The organism is Thermoclostridium stercorarium subsp. stercorarium DSM 8532 (assembly GCF_000331995.1).
Lineage (GTDB): Bacteria > Bacillota > Clostridia > DSM-8532 > DSM-8532 > Thermoclostridium > Thermoclostridium stercorarium.
Genome location: NC_020134.1, coordinates 1 through 16,544, shown reverse-complemented (window position 1 = coordinate 16,544; position 16,544 = coordinate 1). Strand labels below are relative to the sequence as shown.

Below are 16,544 nucleotides of genomic sequence, written 5' to 3'. Positions count from 1 at the left end.
AAATCATTCCTTTCTTATCATTGCATTTCTTATCTGAATTCTGTCTATTTACCCGCTTTCCTCATGAAGCTTTTTTACTATTTCTATATCTGCCGGGCAAAACTCATATTCTGTAAGTTCTTTCGGAGTAACCCATTTTATTTCCTCATGGACCGTCGGACAAGGTATCCCCTCTTCAATTTCGGCATTAAAAAAGGTAAAGAATATTTCCCTGTCGGGATATCTGTACACAACTGTATCAAAAACACCTTTAACTCTTATTTTCACCCCAAGCTCTTCGTTTAATTCCCTTTCAAGGCATTCAGTTAATGTTTCTCCGTCTTCCTGCTTTCCGCCGGGGAATTCCCACAGATGACCGCAGTTTCCGCCGGCACCTCTTTTACATATTAAAATTTTACCATTCTTTCGTATAATAGCCGCTGCCACTTTTGTCATACCATTACTCCGTTTCCTTTCAGACCTTCAAGTCAGATGTTGCCTTCATATACATAACGCAGATTCTTTCTTGCAACGTCGGCCAGCTTTAATATTTTGTCAACCGGCGTAGGCTTTTTTTCCGTCATAAGGTATCTTGGGAAAAAACGGGTTACATGAAGCGGTATTTCCGGACTTATTGATGCAAGCCACGCCGAAAGCTCTTCCATTTCCTCTCCACTGTCATTTTCACCGGGGATAATCAGTGTCGTAACTTCAACATGACAGTTTTTCGCCGCTAAAGTAATTGTGTTTTTAACCGTTTCCAGGTCCCCTTTTATATTTTTGTAAAATTCATTTGAAAAAGACTTCAGGTCGATATTCATTGCGTCTATATACGGAAGAAGTTCTTCAAGCGGCTTTTCACAAATATATCCGTTTGTAACAACCACGTTTTTCAAACTTTTTCGTTTTGCAAGCCTGGCGCAGTCCATTACATACTCATAACTGATAAGTGGTTCGTTATACGTATACGCAATACCGATATTGCCTCTGCTCACCAGGCTTTCAGCCATGCCGACAAGTAACTCGGGCATCACTTTTTCGGTACTGATTTTACCCCCGCAGGTCATTGATATTTCATAATTCTGGCAGAACGGACATTTTAAATTGCACCCGTAACTTCCTACCGAAAGGATAAAACTACCGGGAAAAAACCGCTTTAACGGTTTTTTTTCTATTGGATCAAGAGCTATTGAAGTCATCTTACCATAATTTTCACACACTATTTCTCCGTTTTTGTTGGTACGGGCTCTGCAAAAACCCAATTGTCCCTCATCAATGGAACAGTGGTGGGGACAAATTTCGCAGACTGCTTTCAATGGTGTCTCACCACCTCAAAGCGCTGCATGGTGTATGGTTCATCAGGCCTGATACCAGCTTTTCTGAGGGCGATCTCAACCTGCTGTTCGGGAGTGTCTATACCTTCAAGGTCGGGAAGCAAAAGCCCTCTGCGGTAACCACAGGTGACAATAACTCCATATTTCTTTACATCAAGCTGATCCATTGACGAGATCGGTTCGGGTTCAGAAAGAACATCTACGCTGTATACAAGTTCATCAAGTTCTTTTTCGGTAACAGGAGGAAATCGCGGATCTTCTGTACCGGCACTTACGGCATTCCTTAATATTTCCTCCGCAATACATTTTGTTACCGCACTTATCGTTCCTATACATCCTCGTAATTGGCCATGTTTTTTAATGGATACGAAAACACCTGCTTTTCTATTAAGCATTTCGGCAGGTAGATCCTTTGGTAACTCGGCGAATTTCCCCGTTCTCACGTAAGTTTCCAGTGAAAGTCTTGCGAGTTTTACGTAAGCGTCTTCGCCAGATTTAATTTCGTTTATTCTTTTCCGCTGTTCTTCCTCATATGCAATATCAAAATGCCTTGTGCGATCATCTCCCGTGACTTCAAATGAAGCCACGGCATACCCCACACCAAACGGACCTTCGTAAGACAAAAGTTTTGATTTTACTTCTTTTCCGTCCAGTGCACCGGCCATTATTATAAAGGATCTCAGTCCGCATTCCGCAGCAGCCTCGCAAAATGACGGATCAAAATTTAAAAATGTGAGAAAATCAGCTTTTTCCATTGCCTCGGTAACCTGTCTGTCAAATACAGGACCTTCCTTCGCAAATCCGTAAGGTCCTTCACTCAAAAGTTTGTGCGACAAATCGCCGCTTGCCACAAAAACAGCATTTCGGCCAAGTTTTTCAACCGTTCTTGCGATTACTTTTCCAAAACGGTAATGTTCCAAATGGCTAAATCCCGACAGGCCAATCCGCACAAGTTTGTATTCCCTGTAAAACTTATTGATAAAATACAGCGGTATGAAAGTTCCATGATCAAGTTCCGGGTTCCGCTCTCCTAAAGTCCCTGCCGGAATGTCATCTTTTTCAGCTTCGGCAGACAATGCCTGAACAAATTCACTGTCGTACATTGCTTCGATTGTCAGATTTTTAACTCCGAAACGGCGCATGTCACCTTTTGCCTTTTTTCCCGGTGATATATGAAAATAATCGGAATAAAGAATTGAATGCGGCGAAGTGACAATTATTGTTTCGGGGCGAATCTCGGAAATTTTTTCGGCTATTTCCATATAGGCATCGGTAGTTTTCTGAATTTTCCTTTCCTCGCCCCGTCCTATCTCCGGCAAAATAATCGGAGGATGCGGAACTATAAAGGCCGCTTTAATCGGCATAATTTCCCCTCCTTTACAATGAAAAAGGGTTCTATTCTATTATACCCATAAAAATCGGACGGTTCTTTATTTATTAATTTATTATATCATTATGATTGCTTTTTTAGCAGTCGAGCATTAGCTTGACCGAGTAAACAATTTTATTTTGCGGTTGGTTTCAATTCAACGTAAGTATTATATTTAAAAATGAAGCTTTTCCACTTATCATGCCATAAATATATTAATTTTGAATATCATAAAAAATTCGTCATTCCGTGCGCTAATACCGTCGACCAACAGTCCTTTGCTTTAAATCTGTTAAATCCAAGTGCTGTCCCATAACCTATTTCTGATGCAATTTTAGATAATTGTAATACGTCCCAATTGCCTGTCATTTTACATTAAAATAATATACTAAAGATGCCATGACGGAAATAGGGCAATATTCCAAATAAAAATATTAAGTTTACTCGTTGTCACTTGTCTAAACCTGTTCAAAATATACATTAGAAAAGAATTCTTCACAGACCGGTGTTACAGTACTGCCATAAATAATTTTTTAACCGATGTGAATCCCTTGAATATAGTAAGGCCGAGCCATAATTAACAGCGCGGTTTCAATTACATGCTGTTTGGAATAACTTTTCAGGACAGTAGGAAAAGGAACTTATCATATCAGCAGTAGGCAAATAGGTTAGCAAAATAAATCTTTTTGCGTTATGCAGTAATATATTAAAAACCCTGAAAGACTTCTACTTTCAGGGTTTCTCACTGGTTGCGGAGGGAGGATTTGAACCTCCGACCTTCGGGTTATGAGCCCGACGAGCTACCGGACTGCTCCACTCCGCGTCGTTATATTTCCTCGTTTCCCATAGTGCCGGAGACCGGAATCGAACCGGTACGAGGTTTTAGGCCTCGCAGGATTTTAAGTCCTGTGCGTCTGCCAATTCCGCCACTCCGGCCTATACCTTCCATCCAAACGACTCTATCATTATAAGGCACTTATTCACCAATGTCAATAGATAAATGCAAAGATTTTTATGGATTTATAAGGTAATTTCAAAAAATAGCTTTATAAATTTCCGCATTGTTTTATGTATTTTTTTATTTTGCCACCGCTGCAGTACTAATACCGCAGCGGTGAACAAGACTAAATTTTCTTTTCAGGTTTTCTGATTACGTCGGTACCAACCCATTTTCTCAGTACTTCAGGAACTACAACGCTTCCGTCTTCCTGCTGAAACTGTTCAAGGATTGCCGGGATAATTCTGCTAGTTGCGAGCCCCGAAGCGTTAAGGGTGTGAACAAACTCCGTTTTTCCCGTGTCTGAACGCCTGAACCTGATATTTCCACGTCTTGCCTGATAATCGTAAGCATTCGATGCCGAGCTTACTTCTTTGTAATCATTCATACTTGGTATCCAAACTTCTATGTCAAACGTCTTCCCCATCGAAGCACTGCAGTCTTTGGCAGCGAGCTTTGTAACCCTGTGGTGCAGTCCTAACCCCTGAACAAGCCTTTCCGCTTTGTTAACAAGTTCCTCCAGCGCCTTTTCCGACGTCTCAGGTGTTGTATACTGGAACATTTCAACCTTATTGAACTGATGCCCCCTGATCATTCCGCGTTCTTCAGCTCGGTAGCTTCCTGCTTCCTTTCTGTAACATGGAGTATAAGCAAAATATTTTCTCGGTAAATCTTCTTCATTTAGTATTTCATCCCTGTGGAAATTTATAAGCGCCGTCTCGGCGGTCGGAAGGAGAAAATGCATGTCTTCGCTGGGCTCACTTGCTTCTACCTTAAAAACATCGTCAACAAATTTGGGAAACTGACCGGCGGTGTAACCGCATTTATACGTCAGAATATGCGGCGGCAGCATGAATATATATCCATCCTTTAAATGTTCTTCAATAAAATAGTTCAGTAATGCCCATTCCAATACTGCGCCCAAACCTGTATAGACCCAGTAGCCGCTGCCGCCAATCCTTGCGCCGCGCTCATAATCCACCAGCCCAAGGTCGGTTGCAAGATCAACATGATTTTTCGGTTTAAAATTAAAAACAGGTTTCTCGCCCCACGTCCTTATAACCTTATTGTTTTCCTTTCCACCCGGCTCAACATCATCGGCGGGTATGTTCGGCAGAGATGAAAGAAAATTGTTTATTTTCTTTTCCAGTTCTTTTATTTCATCGTCTGCTTTCTTTATGTCATCCGACAATAATTTCATTTCCGAAAGCAACCCGGAAATATCCTTACCTTCTTTTTTCAGGCGGGGTATTTCATCGGATACCTTGTTTCTCTTTGCCTTTTTCTCATCGTTCGATGCTATTAATTGCCTTCTTTGCTTATCCCATTCAAGCAATTCGGTAAAATCAACATTGTCCATCCTTTTTAACAATGCCCTTCTTACTTCTTCGGGATTATTTCTTATTCTGTTAATATCAAGCATTTGAAACACCTCTTTGACTAATAATTTCTATTTATCAAAAGCCTTATTAATTGCTTCGAATTCTTCAGAAGACAATTTCCTCTGTGGTTCTCCCTTAACAATCTCTTTCGCATAAACGTAGGAATTTTCCCTTGTATATATGCCGGTCAATACAAATCCGTCCCTGTTTTCATCAAGTAATGCCACCGAAAAGCTCATATTGTTGCCGACATTATCAAAAGCATTATAACTTACCATTCCCACATGTTGCAAACACCCAGGAATCTTGTTTTCCAATTTCTCAATCCTTTTATTTACGTCGTTATGTACTTCATTCTTTAATTTTTCCAAATTATCAAGATATGATATCATCAGATTTTCCACATCGCTGTCTCCCAACCCATGCATAAAATGTTTGTATTTTTTTATCATTCGGTTAACTCTAAAGTTAAGTATGAGAAAAAAAACAACGGAAACTGACGACATGGCTAAGGACGCATATAAAATATATTTTTCCACCAATATCCCTCCATAAGATAATGAAACCAACCTGTGCTGATTTTAAAAAGGCATTCTGAAGGAATATTATAATTAAATTTCCATGTTATAGCAACATCAGTAAAAGCCTTTATTTTAGCTTTAGACAGTACAAGCTGGGACTTAATGAAATTATATTACCATGACATAAAAAATGCAATACAACCAAAAATAAACGCATCCTAAAAATTTACATCTTTAGTTATAAATTCTATAATCCTGTTAAATTCATCATTTGAATAATATTCAATGACGATTTTTCCTTTGTTCTTGTTATGACGCAGTTCCACTTTTGTTCCCAATATGCTTTTAAGTTTTTCTTCAATATCAAGTATAGTTGGATCTTTTGCAGCCTTTCTTTTCTGTTTCTTTTCATTTTTCCGTTCATTCACCAACTTTTCGGTTTCGCGCACACTTAAGTCTTTTTCAATAATTTCCTCGGCCAGTTTAATCTGTCGCTCAGGATCTTCCACCGTTATAAGCGCCCTGGCATGGCCCGGCGTCAACTGTTCGTTAATCAGCATATCCTTTATTTTATCTGGCAATGATAATAGTCTTACAGAATTGGCTATTGCTGCTCTGCTCTTTCCGACTAGTTTTGATAACGCCTCCTGTGTAAGCCCATGCTCATCCATTAATTTCTGATAAGCTTCGGCTTCTTCAATCGGATTTAAATCCTCCCTTTGCAAATTTTCTATAAGCGCTATTTCCATAGTTTCCCTTGAGGATAAATCCTTAACTATCGCAGGAATTGTTTTCAATCCCGCCAGTTTTGCGGCACGCCATCTTCTTTCCCCTGCAATAATTGTATATCCTTTGTCCTGTTTTTTTACTATAATAGGCTGAACGACACCGTGCTGTTTTATAGACTCCGCCAGTGCCTGAAGTTTTTCCTGATCAAAATTTTTTCTCGGCTGCTCCTTATTGGGTTCTATATCAATGATTTTTAACTCCATTACACCGGAATCACCCGATAATATATTATCGGTGTCTAAAAGAGCCCCCAATCCTTTTCCGAGTCCTTTTTTCATTTTCATACCCCCGAATATTCAATAACTTCATCGGCCAGATCCATATAGCATTCAGCACCTTTTGACTTACTGTCATAAAGAATTATAGGAAGTCCATAACTTGGCGCCTCGCTTAACCGAACATTTCTTGGTATAATTGTTTTGTAAACCTTATTTCCAAAATATTTCTTTACTTCATCAACTACCTGTATTGATAAATTCGTCCTCGCATCAAACATCGTCAAGACTACGCCTTCCACTTTCAGATTGGGATTTAAATGTTTCTGGACCAACTTTACCGTATTCATCAACTGACTCAGTCCTTCAAGTGCGTAATATTCGCACTGAATAGGGACCAATATTGTGTCAGCGGCAGTTAATGCGTTGATTGTAATAAGCCCAAGGGACGGTGGGCAGTCTATTATAATAAAGTCAAAATCTTCTTTTATATCATTAAGAGCATGTTTCAGCCTTGTTTCTCTTGATATAACAGATACAAGTTCAACCTCTGCTCCTGCCAGTTGTATGTTTGACGGCGATAATGTAAGATTTTTTACCTTTGTTTCTATAAAAGTCTCCCCGATAGGAGTTTCATTTATAATAACATCGTAAATTGACTTTTCAACTTTTGACTTGTCAATTCCAAGTCCGCTTGTAGTATTTCCCTGCGGATCAATATCAATTAAAAGTACCTTTTTACCTTTTACAGCAAGACACGAACTTAAATTTACCGCAGTTGTGGTTTTGCCTACCCCACCTTTCTGGTTTGCGATTGCTATAATTTTTGACATTACATACACCCCACACCTGATACCACCTAATACTTAAAACATTATAGCATATAGATATTTGAAAATAAACTTTAAACAGTAAAATGTTTCACGTGAAACAATATTAATACAAACGAATTATGTCTTATAAAGAGATATTATTTCCTTAATAAAATATGACTTTACTTATTGGAATAATGAAACGGTCTATAACGAAAAAATTATAAATAGATTATTTTTAAAAATAATGCTATATTTTAACACTTTACAAAAATTTTAATTGCAATAATAATGATATTTAAAACTTTACATTTCATGTACTACTTATTAAGTATGACAACTTTTGACACTTGGGTTCAGGTAATTAATGAAACACGGACAGAATATGTTTTAACTGATGATGCTTTAGTCATAACATTGACAGGAAAAACTGATGTTTTTGCTGGAAGCAATGATACAGATCCTCGGTTTACATGCTCAGGAAATATTATGAAGGCTTACACAGCTGGAGCAAATAAATTTACTGTCTTTAGCTAATTTTAATTCAGACCAGTATTATGGAAGCCATGTTTACTGCCCTTTCAGGCAAAAAATTAAATTAAAAATTCTGTTCATGTTGTACTAATAAAATTGGCCTATAGATAAATTATCAAAATTAATTAAAACATTTTTTAAGAAATAAAACTGTATTTAAGATTAAAACGTGATACCAAAAAAATTTGTGTTAAATATCAGCCGGCTGATAAAAACCTTAATGTATTGCAGCTGAAATTCATTATTTTTAAAGACAAAATTTTGGTTAATATTCAAATGTAAATATTCTCAAATAATTATCTGTCAAAAATTAATAATTACGTGTAAAATAATAAAAAATTATTTAATGGTTCGTTGTAAAATTAAATGCAACAGTAAAATGAAATAAATAATTGACAACCATAGTGAGAAATCATGTATGATTTAGGTGTCCAATCCAAACATACAGGAGGTTCTCAACTATGGCTGTACAATATAAGTCTACCACAACTGAGCATAAGTTTAAACACTTAAGTGTTTATGAAAGAGGGCAGATTGCAGCTCTTTTAAAAGAAGGAAAGAGTCAACGTTATATTGCTAATAAACTAGGTCGCTCGCCAAGTACAATTAGCCGTGAAATTAAAAGAGGGACAACAATGCAGATGAGAACTGATTTATCGACATACAAAGTATATTTTCCTGAAACAGGGCAGGCAGTTTATGAGAAAAATCGTATGAATTGCGGAGCAAAGCGTAAATTGGCTCAAGTTGAAGATTTTCTTAAGTTTGCAGAAGATAAGATACTACGCGAAAAATGGTCTCCAGATGCAGTTGTTGGTTTATGTAGGAGAGACCCCAAGTGGCAAAATTCTACTATTGTATGTACCAAAACACTGTATAATTATATAGACCTGGGACTCATAAAAGTACGAAATATAGATTTAAATCTTAAACTACGTTTAAAATCTAAAATAAAAAGGATACGTCAAAACAAACGGGTTGTAGGGAAAAGCATTGATCAAAGGCCGGAAGAAGTACAATCACGTCAAACCTTTGGGCATTGGGAAATTGATACGGTAACAGGCAAAAAGTCTAACGATTCAGTAATTTTAACCTTAACTGAACGAAAAACCCGCTACGAGTTATTGTTTCTTTTGGACGCAAAAGACAGTAATACTGTTAACGAGGCACTTTCAGAACTTAAGAATTGTTATGGTAAGGATGTTTCAAATGTATTTCGCACTATAACGGCAGACAATGGTTCTGAATTTAGTAGACTATCCGAAATGTTACAAGGGCTAGGAATTGAAGCTTATTTCACTCATCCTTATTCCTCATGGGAGAGAGGAACTAATGAACGTCATAATGGACTTATTAGGCGTTTTATTCCTAAAGGAAAGGCTATAAAAGATTTTTCTGAAGAAACGATAAAACGGATACAACAATGGTTAAACAGCCTTCCACGAAGGATATTAGGTTACAAAACACCTGAAGAATGTTTTAATGAAGAGATACATAACCTGGTAAACAAAAATATATCAGCAATAGCCTGAGCCCTTCATCCAAGATATTTTAAAGCTCATTTGAGGGTAGTCAAGGGTAAAGACTTTGTCTTATCTATCGATAACCCTTGACTACCCTCTGCACTCGCTCAAGATAGTAGTTAAGAAGGGCTAAAAGATGATGTTGTACTTTAACACCTAAAATTATGGATGATTTCCACTATAGGTGTTGCATTTAATATTGCAATTTACAAAAAATTATTTAATACAGTTATGGAAAAGTATGCATAGTAATATTTAGTGATTGGCAGATATAAAAATAAAAAAATTGCTGCAGAAACTATGTCGAAGAGCACTTTTTTGTAAAATATTATAATACTGCAAAAAAAAATTTTATGGTTATGGTACAGTATTTCATTAATAGAGTCCGCATAAGCCATATGCAAACTCCTCAGTCAAAATAGGAGCTATGAAAAAACATTCTATTAGTGAGTAATCTAAATAAGTCAAACATAAGATTACCTTAACAGACGAACGCTTGAAGTAATTTTGTCAGTTTAATGGAAGCCATGCTTAAGATTTTTACAGACGCAGGACACATAACTGATGCATGTTGAAACTTACGCGCACATAAAAAAATATCGCAGCGGTACGTACTTACTCTTAAAACATGCTTAATATCGCCGTTCTAAATGAAAATTTACTATAGAATTGTTTTTGTGTATCAGAAAAGCGAAAAATCATTAATTTTGGCTTTAATGAAACGGCAATTTACAGAATTTCAAAACAATAAGGATAAGTCAAATAATCGACGAATTATGTGGATGCTAAATATCAATATCAGCCATTTTTGTTTGTGTTAAAAGCCTGACTCTCCGGTTATTTAATAGCAGCTTAACAACTGCATATTAAAAATTTCCATTACAAATACTTAAGATAAAAAAAGAAATGTTTCACGTGAAACATTTCTTCATACATCAAGATTATTAACCTTTTTTGCATACTGGTGTATAAATTCTTTTCTCGGTTCCACCTTTTCTCCCATCAGTATCGTAAATATTTCCTCAGCTTCAACAGGATTATTGAGATCCACCTTTAACATTTTTCTTGTCTTAGGATCCATTGTTGTTTCCCATAACTGTTCGGGATTCATTTCCCCTAAACCTTTAAATCTTTGAATGATCAGACTTCCTTCTCCTCTTTTCCATCCTTTTTCCTTAAGCAGTTTTTCAAGTTCATTATCATTATATACATAGTATTCTTCTTTTCCTTTGCTCACTTTATACAGAGGAGGCAGAGCAATATAAACATGGCCGTTTTCAATCAAAGGTCTCATATACCGGTAGAAAAAAGTTAAAAGCAGCGTTCTGATGTGATGACCGTCTACATCTGCATCAGCCATTATTATAACCTTATGGTATCTCAGTTTGCTCAGATCCATATCGTCACCGAAACCGGCGCCCAATGCCGTTATTATCGGAGTTAATTTATCGTTTCCATAAACTTTGTCCGCTCTTGACTTTTCAACATTCAACATTTTTCCCCATAACGGAAGAATTGCCTGGTATCTTCTGTCTCTTCCCATTTTTGCGGATCCGCCGGCTGAATCTCCCTCCACAATAAATAATTCACACAGCCTTGGATCTTTTTCCTGGCAGTCAGCAAGTTTTCCCGGTAAAGAGAAATTTTCCATTGCAGATTTTCTCTTTGTCAATTCTCTTGCCTTCCTTGCAGCTTCCCTCGCTCTGTACGAAGCCAACGATTTTTCGACTATTATTCTGGCTGTTTTAGGATTTTCCTCCAGAATGTACTGTAGCTTTTCTGTTACGAGATTTTCAACAAACTGACGCACGTCTGCATTTCCAAGTTTCGTTTTTGTCTGCCCTTCAAACTGAGGATCGGTCAATTTCATATTTATAATGGCAGTAATTCCTTCCCTTACGTCTTCACCAGAAAGGTTTTTGTCATTGTCCTTAAGCATATTAATTTTCCTCGCGTAATCATTAATTACCTTTGTTATGGCCGCCTTAAAACCGGTTACGTGAGTGCCGCCTTCCGTAGTGGGAATATTGTTTGCATAGCTGAAAATATTTTCGTTAAAACTATCGGTATATTGAAAAGCTATCTCTATCTCCATATTTTCTTTTTGGCCTTCCAGATATATGATGTCGTCGTGAATAACATCCTTGTTCTGGTTTATATATTTAACAAAAGAAATTATACCGCCTTCATAATGCAAAATATTTTCTTTTACCTCATCGCCTCTTTCGTCTATAAACTGTATAGTCAGCCCTTTATTTAAAAAAGCAATTTCACGAAACCTTTTCAGCAACATCTCATAGTCAAATTCCACTACCTCAAAAATCTCAGGATCGGGCTTAAACGTAGTAATGGTCCCGGTAGAATCAGCCTCACCGACTATTTCTATTCCTGTTACGGCCTTTCCTCTTTCATAACGCTGTCTGTACCTTTTTCCGTCCCTCATTACTTCGACTACCATCCATTCCGACAGCGCGTTTACCACTGCAGCACCAACGCCGTGAAGCCCCCCTGAAACCTTATAACCCGAGCCTCCGAATTTTCCCCCTGAATGAAGTGTGGTATGAACAACTTCAAGAGTTGGAATACCCATTTTTGGATGTATTCCTACAGGAATTCCCCGGCCGTTGTCAATATTGGTTACACTGTTATCCTTATGAATAATTACCTTTATTTTGTCGCAAAAACCGGCCAGAGCTTCATCAATACTGTTATCGAGAATTTCGTATACCAGATGATGAAGCCCTCTGACGGAAGTTGAACCTATATACATACCAGGTCTTTTTCTTACCGCTTCTATGCCTTCCAAAACCTGTATCTGTTCTTCATCATATTTTTTATCCTTTTCTACTTCACTGTTCATTTAAACTATTCCTCCATTTCTTTTTTATTACTCTTTTTTCATAAACCGCTTATATAAAGTGGTTGTTGAAATTGGAGAGAGGTAAACTTTATTACTGTATTTTCCCTGTGTTATTATAATTGATTTTGGAAGTTCATTTTCATCCACGTTAACAATGAAACCTTCTTCCTCCGATGTTTTCAAAAAATTTCGTGTATCCTGCGATACGGTTGATCTTTCCATATCAATTATTGCTACAATATCTTTAGTAAAAACCATATAATCTCCGCCAATATGCAAAAACATTATATCACCCAATCAGATTTGGTAATATTTAATAATAATTTAAATTCTAACCACTGTACCATTTCTTATTTTTACGTACGATACCTTATCATCTGAAATCCGGAATTGGGTCTTATCGGTAGAAGTTATAACAGCCTGCTTATCCTTTATTAAATCATACAAATAATTACGGCGATTTTCATCCAGTTCCGACATAACATCATCAAGGAGTAAAACAGGGGTTTTTCGCGTTTTTTCCTCTATTTCCTCCATAACTGCAATGTTCAATGCAAGGGCCAAAGATCTCTGCTGTCCCTGAGAGCAGTAATATCTGGAATTCTTGCTGTTTAACAGTATTTCGATCTCATCCCTGTGGGGGCCGTATAAACATATTCCGTGTTCAATTTCCTTTTCTTTATTTTTTGCCAGTATATCCATTAAACTCCGGTATTCTTCCCCATCCTCACCTATACTGGTTCTGTAACGCAAACTCACATCTTCGGTACCTTCTGATATCCCCAGCATAATCCTTTTCATTCTTTTTTCAAGGCTTGATACCAGTCTCCTTCTTTCCCGTATAATATCGGCTCCGGTCTTTGCCAGACTTTCATTCCATACATCTATCTGTGAATTGTATTGCTTTTTTTTTAATAATACATTTTTATTTTTAACTATTTTACTGTACTTTTGCAAATTGAAAAGATACTTTTTACTTATTTGACATAACACAATATCTATAACCTTTCTTCTTTCACCCGGCGATCCTTTTATGCATGAAAGGCTTTCAGGAGAAAAAAGGACTGAAGGAACAACACCCAAGAGGTCGGACATTTTTTCTTTTTTTACATCATTGATAAACAGTTTTTTCCTGTCTCCTTTTTCATATTTTATTTCCATGCTCTGTAAATAATTATTATCTTCAAACTCAAGCAGGATATCAAAAAAAGTTTCTCCATATCTTATAAGTTCGTTTGTATTGCCGGTCCTGTGAGATTTGCCGGTGGAAAACAAATATAATGCTTCAATTATATTTGTTTTCCCCTGGGCGTTTTCTCCGTAAATAAGGGTAATATTATCCGAGAAATTTATCTCTTCATCTATGTAATTTCTGAAATTTTTAAGCCTGATTCTTTTTATTCCCATCTATTACACCGTCCAGTCGGACCGTCAAATCCTTACCGGCAAAATCATAAAGGTAAATTTATCACTTTCTATCGGCTTAACCACACATGGCCCCACAGGTGAACTGAAATAAATCTCCACTTTCTCATCCTCTATCACTCTGAACGAATCAAGCAGGAACCTCGGATTGAAACCTATTGTCATATTGCTTCCGTTCGTGCTTACTTCAATCTGTTCCTTTGAAATCCCGAACTTCGTACTTGAAGTAATCAGCATACTGTCCCCTTCAATAATCAGCTTTACAGGATATTTGTTTTCTTCACTCATTATAACCGAAGCTCTCTCAATTCCTTTTGTAAATTCCTTTACATTTACTTCTACCTGAGTTTCAAATTTCTCAGGTATAAAGCTTCTGTAATTCATATACTCTCCGTCTATAAGCTTTGAAATTATTCTGCAGTTTTCAAACTCAAACAAAGCCTGATTAGTTGAAAGGGTTATCTTTACCTTTTCATCAGACTGTTCCAGGACCTTATATATTTCTCCAAGATTTTTTCCGGGTATAATTGCTTTAAACGAAACAACTTCCTTTATGAAGGTCTTAGCTATAGCAAGCCTGTACCCGTCAAGGGAAACCATTGTTATTTCCCCGTCACTTGCTTCCATCAATGAACCCGTCAAAATTTTATTTTTCTCATCATTACTGATTGCATATATTGTTTTCCTTATCATATCCTTTAAAGCAGACTGCTGAACGGTAATTTTATCCTTTTCTTCGATCTCCGGAAGCATGGGATATCCTTCCGGAGAAAGGCCTTTAATTTCAAAATATGAATTACTGCATTCTATGACTACAACATAGTTTTCCTTTTCATGTATGAATACTTCTGAATCCGGAAGGCCTCTTATGATGTCACTGAACATTTTAGAATTAAGCACAATGGATCCTTTTTCCTTTATGTCCGCATTTACGTAGTATTCAATGCCCATGTCAAAACAGTTTCCTACAAGCTTAAGTGAATCCCCTGCTTCAATGTAAATTCCTTCCAATATTGGTAATGTAGCTTTACTCATAACAGCTTTTTGCACTGTAGTAATTGCTTCCAGTAAATCTTGTTTATTACAGGAAAAATTCATGTTCTAAACCTCCATTTATCTTCATATCATATTATTGATTTCTTGATCCCGTATTAGGAGTAATAAGGGCTGTGAAATTTGTTGAAAAATCTTTTTTCCCCTGATATTTCCCGGTTATTGCCTGTTGAAATTTCTGTTGATAACCTGTTTTTTAATTCACAGAAACAAAATTTTCGGTTGAACATATATGTTATCCACATAAAAAAAACAAATCATCCACTGGATTTTGTTGATAAAATTTAGGCCAAAAAAAATACAGGATAAGGGCCAAATGTAAATAAGATTAAGCACCGGTAATATTTTTCTTCATTTCCATAACTGCCCTTCTTATTTCAGAATTTCTTTCTATGTCTTCCAGCACTTTTTCATAGGCGTGCAAAACGGTTGTATGGTCTCTTCCTCCAAAGGCCTGTCCTATTTTCGGCAAAGAAAGATCGGTCAGTTCACGGCAGAGATACATGGCTATCTGCCTCGGGTAACTTACATCCCTTGATCTTTTCTTTCCGACAATCGACTCAGGATTGATGTCAAAATAACGGGATACCGTTTTTATTATCACCGACGGATTTATCTCTTTTGTTTTATTGTTTGATATCAGCTGCTTAAGGCATTCTTTGGCCAAATCAACGGTAAGGGGACTATTTGTAAGCGACGCATAGGCAACAACTCTGTTCAGTGCCCCTTCCAGTTCCCGTATGTTTGACACTATGTTTTCGGCAATATATGCCATAACGTCATCAGGAACTTCAAATTTTTCCATTTGCGCTTTTTTCTTTAATATGGCAATCCTCGTTTCAAAATCAGGTGCCTGGATATCCGCGATAAGCCCCCATTCAAACCGGGATCTGAGCCTGTCCTCCAGGGTTGCAATTTCCTTGGGCGGTTTGTCGCTTGAAATAATGATCTGTTTCTGGGCTTCGTATAAAGCGTTAAAGGTATGGAAAAATTCTTCCTGTGTTCTTTCCTTACCGACAATAAACTGAATATCGTCAATAAGAAGCACATCAATGTTTCTGTATTTGTTTCTGAATTCTTCGTTTTTATCATCTTTAATTGAGTTAATAAGCTCATTGGTAAATTTTTCAGATGTTACATACAATACCTTTGCATTTTTGTTCTGTTCAAGAATATAGTGGCCTATGGCGTGCATAAGATGAGTCTTGCCAAGACCCACTCCGCCGTAAATGAAAAAAGGGTTATACCTTTTTGCAGGGCATTCGGCCACCGCAACAGCGCCTGCATGAGCGAACTGGTTACCGCTGCCCCTTACAAATGTATCAAAGGTATATTTCGGATTTAATAGTGAGGAATAATAATTTGAACCCTCATTGGAATTCTGCTCGTAGGTCGAATTGTAAGAATCCTTCACTACTACTTCAATATGGTATTCTTTGTTTGTAACGGTTTTTATTGCATTAGTTATCAGAGGAATATAACGTGTTTTCAGTATGTCCCTGTTAAATTCTGACGGAGCTTCTATGGTAAACGTATCCTGTGTCATGCTTAAAGGTTTGGCGGTTTTAATCCATGTATCAAGACTTATTCTGGTCAGTTCTGTTTCCAAAAGCTTTTCAACTTTGCTCCAAATTTCCTGTGCTGATAACATTTTTATTCCTCCAGGCAAAAAATTAACCGTTATCTTTTACTATATCAAACTTGACCTTATGTTTCAATAAAGCTATCGGCCTAAAAAATTGTCGTAAAAA

13 protein-coding genes and 2 tRNA genes are annotated in these 16,544 nt (G+C 37.0%); 1 reads left to right on the top strand and 14 read right to left on the bottom strand.

What is annotated here, in order from left to right; translation table 11 throughout:
- Positions 1-48: 48 nt before the first annotated feature.
- The 9 genes from mutT to CST_RS00040 form a co-directional block, all read right to left on the bottom strand.
- Complete coding sequence (gene mutT, locus CST_RS00080) at positions 49-435, bottom strand: 8-oxo-dGTP diphosphatase MutT (RefSeq protein WP_015357746.1); 387 nt, start codon at positions 433-435, stop codon at positions 49-51.
- Positions 436-467: 32 nt separating this feature from the next.
- Positions 468-1,295, bottom strand: a complete 828-nt coding sequence (gene amrS / locus CST_RS00075) for an AmmeMemoRadiSam system radical SAM enzyme (protein ID WP_015357745.1) — start codon at positions 1,293-1,295, stop codon at positions 468-470.
- Positions 1,292-2,677, bottom strand: coding sequence for an AmmeMemoRadiSam system protein A (gene amrA, locus CST_RS00070; protein ID WP_015357744.1), 1,386 nt, complete (start codon positions 2,675-2,677; stop codon positions 1,292-1,294). Before amrA ends, amrS begins: the two co-directional genes overlap by 4 nt.
- 751 nt (positions 2,678-3,428) lie before the next feature.
- A tRNA-Met gene (locus CST_RS00065) sits at positions 3,429-3,505 on the bottom strand.
- A gap of 26 nt (positions 3,506-3,531) precedes the next feature.
- Positions 3,532-3,618: transfer RNA gene (locus tag CST_RS00060), tRNA-Leu, on the bottom strand.
- 188 nt (positions 3,619-3,806) lie between these two features.
- On the bottom strand, positions 3,807-5,102 hold the full coding sequence (serS, locus tag CST_RS00055) for a serine--tRNA ligase (RefSeq protein ID WP_015357743.1): 1,296 nt from the start codon (positions 5,100-5,102) through the stop codon (positions 3,807-3,809).
- A 27-nt stretch (positions 5,103-5,129) separates the two neighbouring features.
- Entirely contained in the window at positions 5,130-5,600 is a 471-nt protein-coding gene (locus tag CST_RS00050) for a DUF4446 family protein (RefSeq protein ID WP_015357742.1), read from the bottom strand.
- Positions 5,601-5,800: 200 nt separating this feature from the next.
- Positions 5,801-6,655, bottom strand: coding sequence for a ParB/RepB/Spo0J family partition protein (locus tag CST_RS00045; RefSeq protein ID WP_034843548.1), 855 nt, complete (start codon positions 6,653-6,655; stop codon positions 5,801-5,803).
- Positions 6,652-7,419 carry a ParA family protein gene (locus CST_RS00040; RefSeq protein ID WP_015357740.1) on the bottom strand — a complete coding sequence of 256 codons (768 nt, stop codon included), beginning with the start codon at positions 7,417-7,419 and terminating at the stop codon, positions 6,652-6,654. Before CST_RS00040 ends, CST_RS00045 begins: the two co-directional genes overlap by 4 nt.
- Positions 7,420-8,393: 974 nt before the next feature.
- On the opposite strand from CST_RS00040, the gene CST_RS00035 reads away from it, so the two are divergent.
- Complete coding sequence (locus CST_RS00035; protein WP_003511744.1) at positions 8,394-9,464, top strand: IS30-like element ISCth3 family transposase; 1,071 nt, start codon at positions 8,394-8,396, stop codon at positions 9,462-9,464.
- 919 nt (positions 9,465-10,383) lie between these two features.
- Here the strand turns inward: CST_RS00035 and gyrB are convergent.
- The 5 genes from gyrB to dnaA all read right to left on the bottom strand — a co-directional run bounded on the left by gyrB (position 10,384) and on the right by dnaA (position 16,444).
- Positions 10,384-12,315: a DNA topoisomerase (ATP-hydrolyzing) subunit B gene (gyrB, locus tag CST_RS00025; RefSeq protein WP_015357739.1), complete on the bottom strand. Its 1,932-nt coding sequence runs from the start codon at positions 12,313-12,315 to the stop codon at positions 10,384-10,386.
- A gap of 27 nt (positions 12,316-12,342) precedes the next feature.
- Complete coding sequence (remB, locus tag CST_RS00020) at positions 12,343-12,600, bottom strand: extracellular matrix regulator RemB (RefSeq protein WP_015357738.1); 258 nt, start codon at positions 12,598-12,600, stop codon at positions 12,343-12,345.
- A gap of 39 nt (positions 12,601-12,639) precedes the next feature.
- The gene (recF, locus tag CST_RS00015; protein ID WP_015357737.1) at positions 12,640-13,722 is read right to left on the bottom strand and encodes a DNA replication/repair protein RecF; all 1,083 of its coding nucleotides are present in this window, start codon (positions 13,720-13,722) and stop codon (positions 12,640-12,642) included.
- A gap of 24 nt (positions 13,723-13,746) precedes the next feature.
- Positions 13,747-14,838, bottom strand: coding sequence for a DNA polymerase III subunit beta (gene dnaN, locus CST_RS00010; protein ID WP_015357736.1), 1,092 nt, complete (start codon positions 14,836-14,838; stop codon positions 13,747-13,749).
- A gap of 283 nt (positions 14,839-15,121) precedes the next feature.
- A complete protein-coding gene (dnaA, locus tag CST_RS00005; RefSeq protein WP_015357734.1) occupies positions 15,122-16,444 on the bottom strand; it encodes a chromosomal replication initiator protein DnaA in 1,323 nt (440 codons plus the stop codon).
- Positions 16,445-16,544: the final 100 nt, after the last annotated feature.